Origin of the sequence: Variovorax raffinosi, assembly GCF_051216615.1 — a bacterium.
Lineage (GTDB): Bacteria > Pseudomonadota > Gammaproteobacteria > Burkholderiales > Burkholderiaceae_C > Variovorax.
Map to the genome: position 1 here is coordinate 1 of NZ_JBPJZR010000030.1, position 8,288 is coordinate 8,288.

Here is an 8,288-nt window from a genome sequence, read left to right on the forward strand (position 1 = left end):
CCTGAACAGCCGAATTGACGATCTCCTGCCACATCGCTGGCAACCGCTCACCTGACTCTGCAGCAGGGGCAACCGCTGATCGGGACCGTCAAGATGGAGCGCCCATCCGCTTACGATTGTCTGGCTGTCGGGACCGAACACCGGTCCCGTGATCACGAACACATTGCCTTTGGCGCGCAGCACATAACCGGTCAGATCGGGACCACGTTGCGATAGAGGTTCAGGAAGGCCGGCGATTAATGGTCTCTTATCCCGTCCTTGCCCGATCAGGGTTTGCACCTAACGGATATATGGGGTGACAGAAACTGATTTACAGAAGAGGCTGGTGTGCATCGTTGGTTCTCGCGCAACGCGCACGACTCTCGATGCCGACCAAACTTAGGGGTATGCGATGAAAAAAATTTCGATCGACGAACATGCGTTCCAGGTCCCCTTTCCAAGCGGGATTGGTGCAAAGAACACCATCTCTAGCGGTCCCGACGATGGGGCAAACAACCTGCTGGCCTCCCACTTCTGGCAACCAATGCGCCATGCGACAACTCAGCAGGGTGTTGGGAACGGATTAACGCTGATGCTTGAGGCCGGTACAGCCTCAACCGGTGAGCTCAATATCTGTGGCCATGGCAACGAGGGCCTCTTGGAAACCGGCATGGGTCAAACCGGGCCGTTCGATAACAATCGAATCATTCTGACTTGGAACGAATACATCTGGGGTCCAGAGTTGGATCGCATTAAGCCCTCGCCAACCACACAGATCTCGATTTGGTCGTGCCACACAGGAGCAGGACAAGACGGCGCGGATCTGCTCTTTGCCATGGCCAAGCGCTGCGGTCGCGCAGTGCGAGCGGGAACCGGTTTTTTGTACAGCAATTCCGCGAAGACGTGGTGGGAAAATGGTTCTGTCTGGCAAGTCGCAACGCCAGTTAACAAGCCGAATCCAATAGCTGCCCCTTCTCCACATTCCATCGTGACACAAGCGCTGAAGTTTGATGTTGGTGGCCAAGAATTCGAGGCAACAGATATCGACTCCATTGAGGTCACTTTGATCAATCTTGGTCGAGGCCTCATGCCGCCAAAAAGCCTGCGGGGTCAGAGCGCCCAAAGTGCCGTGGTCAGCATGTTCTTGCCGCCAGCACTTGAGATGACCGCGCATATCTCAGGAATCAAGACGGCGAAGATCAAGCTAGATTTTGGCAAGTCTCGCGTCGCAGAGTACGACGTATACAACGATAGGCTTGCGGTAGACAGCAGCTCGCAGACAGCGTACTACCTTGCGCCGGCCCTACAGCGCTTTTACAACATGCTGCCATAGCACCAAATGATTCCGGCATCGTTGCTATTAGATCTTGCGGGCCATTCTCGTGTGCCGGCGAAGAGCAAGATGGCGCTACTAAAAACGCTGGAACTTGACGCGGTAAGAATGCGGCGGAGTTCTGCCGCTCCAGCTTCGGGGCAGCTGGCTCCGGTCCGAGTTTTTGACTGCGAAGGAATTGAGGAGCTACCGGGTCGGCGCATCATGCAACCCGAGACCAGCGGCGACGTCGTTGCGATACGTACGGTCGAAGTCACTGCGAAGCTTCGCATGTTCCTATCCGAAGTACTTGGGCGGGACTCCATCGACGACCGCGGGATGTCTATCGATACATCCATTCACTACAGTCGCTCATACTGCAACGCCTTTTGGGATGATGACCGCTGTGTATTTGGCGATGGCGACGGATTGATCTTTAAAGATTTCACTTCTTCCAACGATTTTGTATGTCACGAAGTCATGCATGGGATAACGCAATACAGCGCGGACCTCGACTATGAAAATGAGGCTGGCGCTCTCAATGAAAGCATATCCGACGTGTTTGGCGTCATATTCCGCCAGTGGGCTGCTGGGCAAGACGTCTCAGCAGCGGACTGGGCGATCGGAGTGGACATGATGGGGCCGACGGCGCTGGAACTCGGATGGACATGCCTTCGAGATCTTGCGAGTCCTGATTCCGAACGGTCAATGACTAAGCAGCCGCGTCGGTACTCGCAATACGACCCTGGTGGCGAACCGCACATCAATTCGGGGATCCCCAACCACGCCTTCTTCGCGTTTGCAACACAGCTGGGGAGGCCAAGCTGGTGCGAGCCAGCACGAATTTGGTATCGCGCATTGATCAGCCCAGAAGTGACTACCAAAACGGACTTTGCCAAATTTTCAGCATTGACTGAGCGCATTGCGGTTAATGAATTTTCGGGGGTTCCTGGTGTACTTGCAGCTGTCCGTTCTGCATGGAGTTCGGTAGGCGTCGTGCCAAAGATCTGAGCTGCCGGCCAAGCGAGCGAGCTCAATATCTGAGTTTGCCAAAGCGCGTGTCTCTAAGTGGTTGGTCGCCAACAAATCGGTGTCCGGTACCTGGAACACAAACATGGGGCGGTGCTCGAGCACCTATGGGTTTGGTTCGCACCACCGCGATGGATGTTTGAGATCTCATCGACCGGCGAATCCGATGAGCCGGATCAGCTTTCGGATGCCGGGTACGCAGCCAAGATTCAGATTAGCTTCAAGAACTCGGGTTGTCCAGCCAACTGAAGTCGGGAACGATGCCCTCCTTAGCGAGCTTGCGGCCTTCAATTTCCAGCTGAAACATCTCCACTACGGAGAATGGTGCACCTGCGGTCCAGCAGCGCTCAAGCATCCAGAGAAGACTGGTCAGGACGCGCCGAAACTCGAGTAACTGACAAGCATTGCTCGGCAATCGCCGCATGGCGCGCACTTCCGGAAAGCGGATCGAATCACCTGTGAAGTCCCAGCGTCCGGCCTGCTCAACCAGCCTGCGCCCCTTCAGGATTTGCTTGAACACGTAGTAGTGCGCCAATGCGCCTACTTCGCCCAACGGTTGCTCAGGCGAGGCTTGCGTTCCTTCTCCTTCGCTTTTGATTCTTTCAAGCGTTGCCACGGCATCGTCCAGATCCACGATCCGTCGCGTGTGCGGCAACTCGATGCATCGGGCGCTCGCATCAACAGGTGGCTGGATTGACCGGATCGCCGAGATGATGGTGTCGTAGAACTCACCAATCGTCGCCGCAGCCTCCATTCCAACAAAGGCCACTGGTGGGAAATTCGGATGCTCGACTTCCATGAAAAGCTCAACCTGCGCCAGCGATAGGACTTGCAACTCCAGCGCTCGACTTAGTGCTACTTCGCCGGGAAGCCGAGCGAGCGGAAAGGTCGGCAGAAAATCCGGCGCCGCCACCTTTGGACGCCCTCCAAGTGCAGCCAACACGTTGCCAGCAAGTGCGAAGTGCTGCATCTCCTGCGCAGCCACCGAATGCAGCATGCCCTCCACCCGATCGGGATCTCCAACGACCGACCACTGCGCGCATAGATAGGGCGGCAAGGTGGCGAACTCAAGCTGCATGGCAAGGCGAAGCGCATCGTGCAAGCCTCCGAGGTTGGCAATGCCCTCGACTGCGAAGCTGGCAATACTGCGGGTGGGACCGTTCATAGCCCTAGCCTCGCCAGCTCTTCACGAATGATCGCTTGGGCCTCTGCAGTCACCGGTGGAAAATCCAACAGGGGCACGTTACCGCGATAGCCAAGTTCGCGCATGCCTGCGTCCGTCGTGAAATACCCACCAATCAACAGGTAGCGCAGGCGGACAAAGAACCTGTTCACCTTTTCAGTCGGATTTGCCGTCGCCATCCAGACGACGATGACATGCAGTTGCTGCGGCGTCAGTGTTGCTAGGTTGCAACCGAACCTGCCGCGACATTCGGCTTCGACCAGCCCAAGTCCATCGAGAACGGTTTGCCGGTCTGTCTGCTGCGTCGGGTAAGGAGCGCTCAGCCACTCTGCAAAGAAGGAGCCGATTCCAGCGTCGCGGGGGTTAAGAAGCGAACCAGTTCCAGGCAAGATCGCGTCAGAGAGAACCTCGATCGTCAAGAGTTGATCGGCCGTCATCACGCTCACCCAAGGGACAAGCGGCGTTACGAGATTTGGATCGAGACCATAACCCTCCGCCGGCGACGCGGCTAGGCCTGATGACGGCGAGGCTATCGCAGGACTTAAACCAATCTGGACCAAGCCCATTGAGGTTCTCCTAAAGCGATCCGCTGGCCGCGCGATCGATGATGTGCTGAGCGCACCTTGCCGACAAAGCGAGAATCGTCAAAGTCGGATTCTTGTCAGGGCTCGAGGCGAACACTGATCCGTCGGCCAAGAACACGTTTTCGGCTTCCCAGCACTTTCCAAAGACGTCGGTGACCGAGTTCGTCGGATGCGTGCCCATCCTAGCCCCGCCAACCTCGTGGATCGCGCCACCGCCAGTTGGCATTCCGGGGGGCTCGGAAATTGTCCTGCCGCCGAGAAGCCGGAAGACATTGCTGAAAGTACTGCGCATATGATCGGCTTGGCGCACCTCGTTTTGCCCCCACTCCCAACGGAAACTCAGGATCGGAACGCCCCATTGGTCCGTCTTACTCGGATGCAACTCGCAGTACGTGGCGTCGTTAGGGATCATTTCGCCTTCGCCAGTCAGGAAGACATAGCTGCCATATTTGCGCCGGATCTCGTCGCGCAAGTGCGCTCCGAATAGCGGGCTGGCCGCGTCCACATAGCCACCGACGCTGATCGAAGGCATTCGCCGACCGCCGCGGGGCTCAATGTGATAACCGCGAGGAAAATCGAGCGTCCCATCCTGCTGTTGCGCATAAAGCCACCAGGGAACGTAGATGTGCGGCGTGAAAATTCCATCGTCGTTCTGTGGCGGCACTCGCTCCAGTAAGGGCACATGGGCCTGCATCGTGTACTCAACCGAGTCCATGATGAACTTCCCGAGTTGTCCCTGCTTGTTACCCAAGCCGGATTCATAGCCTGGCCCACGGGAGTTGAAGAGAATTCGTACTGTGGAAAACGACCCAGCGCCGAGCACGATGGCTCGACCTCCGATGGTATGGAACAACCCGGTATTGCGATCCACGTAGGTGACGCCGTGGGCGCGCCCATCCAACATTTCGATGCGCTGAACCAGCGCATTCGTGACAATTGACAGGTTGCCCGTCGCCAATGCCGCAGGGATCAGCACTGTTGTGCTTTGGAAATTGGACTTGCTAGAGCAACCACGCGTGCATTGGGTCGCGTAACAGCAAGGCGCTCGACCGTTCAACGGCCTAGTCAATATGGCGGCGTGAATGTCGGCGATCGGCATCCCGAGCTTTCGAAAAGCCGATGCAAGCACAATTTCATGCGCCCGCGGTTGTGGGGGCGGCAGCAGCACGCCGGGCGCTGAATCCGGTGCATTCTCGTAGCCGTGCGGCGTTCCGGTCACGCCGATCAGGCGCTCGACTTTCTCGTACCAGGGATCGACGTCTGAGTACGCCAGCGGCCAATCCACACCCAGACCATCACGCGAGTGGGGCTTGAAGTCGTAGGGGCCAAAGCGCAACGCGACCCGTCCCCAATGGTTGGTGCGGCCACCGAGCATGCGGGGCCTCCACCAAGTGAAGGCGCCGGATGCGACCTCGTACGGCTCGCCAGGAACAGACCATCCACCTGCAACCGTTGCGTTGTAGAAACCGGACGGTTTGTCTGGAGTAATCGTGCCTCGCAGGGGAGCCTCCGCCGGTGTCTGAAACATTGGCGTCTCGGTGCCAGGCGAGTAGTCCCGGCCAGCCTCAATGAGCAGCACCTTCAGACCAACTCGGCACAGTTCGTAGACCGCCATCCCCCCCGCGGCCCCTGACCCCACCACGATCACATCAGGCGCGCTCATGGTTAATGCATCTCCTTCTCGACCTTAGTCAGAATACTTCACTAGCCTGTTGATTTCCAACCAAAAATGGTCCAATCGATGGGGTTCACTCCAATCAACAGTCAAAACACTTGTCGGCGATAGCCACTATGCTTGAGCGCGCATCGAAAGTGTAGGTGGCAATGAAGAAGATCGGGCGGAACGAAATATGCCCATGTGGCAGCGGTTTGAAATTCAAGAAATGCCACGGAGCGCTTGAGTCCCTCGACCGGATGGAAAACGCCATCGCCGCTGCAGAGGAAGCCAGAAAGCAGCAGCTTGCTCACGATCACCAACGCGCCAGGCAGCAAGGGCTGGGTAGGCCCATCGTTTCGGCGCGACTGGGCGATGGTTACCAATTGGTTGCAGTGCGGGGGCGCCTCTTCCATTCGAAGAACTGGAAGACTTTCCACGACTTCCTCATCGACTACCTCAAGGATGCCATGGGCGGCGAGTGGGGCAATGCCGAACTCCAAAAGCCGCTCGAGGCTCGTCACCCGCTTCTGCTTTGGTATCACAAAATGTGCGAGCAGCAGCGCCCCATCATTAAAGAACCGGGGGCCGTCACCAAGGGCGTGATGAAGGGCGCATTCGCCGCCTATCTGAACCTGGCGTACGACCTGTACTTGCTCGAGCACAACGCAGAACTGCAATCGAAACTCATCGCACGCATGCAACATGTCGAGCACTTTTGGGGCGCGCGATATGAAGCCAGCGTTGCCGCGACCCTTGTGCGCGCCGGTTTTTCCATCGAGTTTGAGGACGAAGATGATCGCAAGAGCAGTCATTGTGAGTACACCGCCATCAGTCAGCGCTCGGGTCGGCAATTTTCCGTGGAAGTAAAAAGAAGCGAGAGCGGCCGCATTACGAGGCAGCTAGTGCGTGCTCTCAAGAAGCACGCAGCGCATCCCCGCATCGTATTCATCGATATCAATTCTCCGGGTGCAAAGGACGGCCAGTTTCCGCCCGCATACCTGCAGCGAGCCTTCGATCAGTTGCGCAGATTTGAGGCAGTCGATCCGCAAGCCGCGCGACTACCCCCTGCTTATGTCTTCTTCACGAATGCCCCCTGGGAACACCATCTTGATGAGACTGGAATCCCACGGTTTTCATTGGCAGATGGTTTTCATCTGGACGACTTCAAACTGGACAGGGCATTCCCATCTTTGCGAGCGGCGATCGACAGCAAAGCGGCGCACTCGGACATGCACCATCTGCTCGATTCGATGCAAAAACATGCGTCGATTCCCGCCACCTTCGATGGGGAGAACCCGGAGCTCGCTTTTTCTGACACTCAGCCGCGATTCTCCATTGGAAGCAAACTTGCCGTTCCAAACGGCGATGGCAGCCTCATCGGCACACTGACCTCCGGGGTGGTGCTGGAAGCAGAGGAGGCTTCGATGTGCTGTGTGCAAAAGGACGATGGAACTTCCGTGATTGTCAAAGTGGCGATGACCGAAGCGGAATTTGCGGCTTGGAAGACGCACCCTGAGACCTTCTTCGGTGAGCTCTCCCGAAATCATTCCGTGAAAAGCCCTATAGAAGCATACGAATTCGTACTCGCAAGCTACGTGCAAACGCCAAAGGAAAAGCTGCTAGACCTTCTGGCCAACGCATCCGATTGGGAAGCACTCTCAAAGCTGGACCAGCCGGAGCTGGCTCGAGTCTTCAGTGAGCGGATGGCATCACACATGTTCTCGACTGCGCCTGCTCCGCAAGCTCCACCGCTACGGAGCAAATGGGGACAATCTCGAAAAAATAGGTAATTGCAAGCAGGCCAACAAACTACGGAACGGAATCGACCACCGACGGGCAAGGCACGTCTCCCTTTGGAACGAGAGAGGGCCGTACCAGCGAAGCTGCGGCGCGTCCCCACACGACGTTCGACCATTTTGCGTTCGCGCCATGGAAGGTTATCGCTTCACGGAACCCCTGATTGGACTTCACTCTGACTTCAATTGTGCTGCGCACACTGCATCTCGACAGTGGTTTGGCGCCTGTAGAGGCCAGGGAGAGAAAACCGCTCAGGGAAATCGCCTCGATGCGAACCGCCGTCACTCTTTAACCTGCAGCCCCAAATGAGAGGGTCAAATAATTTTGATCCGTTGATGGGAAAAACCAAGTAACTTTGAAGCGCAGACTGACCTGCAACCTCACATTTCTTGCGCAAGTGCTTGATTTTCCTTGAGTGCGAGGCTGTCTAATTTTGAGTCCCCACACTGTCACCTTTGGGGCTTGTCAATGCGACGGCAGTGCTGGCCCGAACCCAGTGATTCCCGTCTAAGACTGACAAGTTCCATCACCAGTGGCAATGGCCGCATCGACGGGGCAAGCGTGAAGACATGAACTTATGAGGTGACTAACACGCTTGTGCCCAGAGATCCGCAGCGCGGCCTCATCAGGCTGTTAGTGCCGACGCAATCTTGACCAGCTAAACCGCAAAGTGCCGATCCAATATTGACCAGGGTGTTCCACTGACCTGCTGAGAATTTCAGCAGGGATTCAAGGTGATCACCATGG

At 56.7% G+C, this 8,288-nt stretch carries 6 protein-coding genes and 1 pseudogene; 3 read left to right on the top strand and 4 right to left on the bottom strand.

The features are described 5' to 3' along the window. Positions 1-279: pseudogene (locus ACSFB7_RS37590) on the bottom strand (hypothetical protein); the annotation flags it as partial. A 112-nt stretch (positions 280-391) separates the two neighbouring features. Here ACSFB7_RS37590 and ACSFB7_RS37595 point away from each other — a divergent pair. Continuing rightward, positions 392-1,312 carry a hypothetical protein gene (locus ACSFB7_RS37595; RefSeq protein ID WP_435477416.1) on the top strand — a complete coding sequence of 307 codons (921 nt, stop codon included), beginning with the start codon at positions 392-394 and terminating at the stop codon, positions 1,310-1,312. A 204-nt stretch (positions 1,313-1,516) separates the two neighbouring features. Further along, positions 1,517-2,302 (top strand): M4 family metallopeptidase, encoded by a 786-nt coding sequence (locus ACSFB7_RS37600; RefSeq protein WP_435477417.1) that lies wholly within the window; start codon positions 1,517-1,519, stop codon positions 2,300-2,302. A 238-nt stretch (positions 2,303-2,540) separates the two neighbouring features. On the opposite strand, the gene ACSFB7_RS37605 is transcribed toward ACSFB7_RS37600, so the two are convergent. From ACSFB7_RS37605 to ACSFB7_RS37615, 3 genes are read right to left on the bottom strand one after another with little or no spacing between them, the layout of a single operon-like run. Beyond that, positions 2,541-3,485 (bottom strand): ferritin-like domain-containing protein, encoded by a 945-nt coding sequence (locus ACSFB7_RS37605; RefSeq protein ID WP_435477418.1) that lies wholly within the window; start codon positions 3,483-3,485, stop codon positions 2,541-2,543. After that, a complete protein-coding gene (locus ACSFB7_RS37610; RefSeq protein WP_435477419.1) occupies positions 3,482-4,069 on the bottom strand; it encodes a gluconate 2-dehydrogenase subunit 3 family protein in 588 nt (195 codons plus the stop codon). Before ACSFB7_RS37610 ends, ACSFB7_RS37605 begins: the two co-directional genes overlap by 4 nt. Positions 4,070-4,079: 10 nt before the next feature. After that, a complete protein-coding gene (locus ACSFB7_RS37615) occupies positions 4,080-5,750 on the bottom strand; it encodes a GMC family oxidoreductase (protein ID WP_435477420.1) in 1,671 nt (556 codons plus the stop codon). A 161-nt stretch (positions 5,751-5,911) separates the two neighbouring features. Here ACSFB7_RS37615 and ACSFB7_RS37620 point away from each other — a divergent pair, with 161 nt between their 5' ends. Further along, positions 5,912-7,534, top strand: coding sequence for a YecA family protein (locus ACSFB7_RS37620; RefSeq protein ID WP_435477422.1), 1,623 nt, complete (start codon positions 5,912-5,914; stop codon positions 7,532-7,534). Positions 7,535-8,288: the final 754 nt, after the last annotated feature.

What these genes read in the sequence shown, in the direction of transcription:
- ACSFB7_RS37595 (WP_435477416.1), top strand. Translation starts at nt 392, where the DNA reads ATGAAAAAAATTTCGATCGACGAACATGCGTTCCAGGTCCCCTTTCCA.
- ACSFB7_RS37610 (WP_435477419.1), bottom strand. Translation starts at nt 4,069, where the DNA reads ATGGGCTTGGTCCAGATTGGTTTAAGTCCTGCGATAGCCTCGCCGTCA.
- ACSFB7_RS37620 (WP_435477422.1), top strand. Translation starts at nt 5,912, where the DNA reads ATGAAGAAGATCGGGCGGAACGAAATATGCCCATGTGGCAGCGGTTTG.
- ACSFB7_RS37615 (WP_435477420.1), bottom strand. Translation starts at nt 5,750, where the DNA reads ATGAGCGCGCCTGATGTGATCGTGGTGGGGTCAGGGGCCGCGGGGGGG.
- ACSFB7_RS37600 (WP_435477417.1), top strand. Translation starts at nt 1,517, where the DNA reads ATGCAACCCGAGACCAGCGGCGACGTCGTTGCGATACGTACGGTCGAA.
- ACSFB7_RS37605 (WP_435477418.1), bottom strand. Translation starts at nt 3,485, where the DNA reads ATGAACGGTCCCACCCGCAGTATTGCCAGCTTCGCAGTCGAGGGCATT.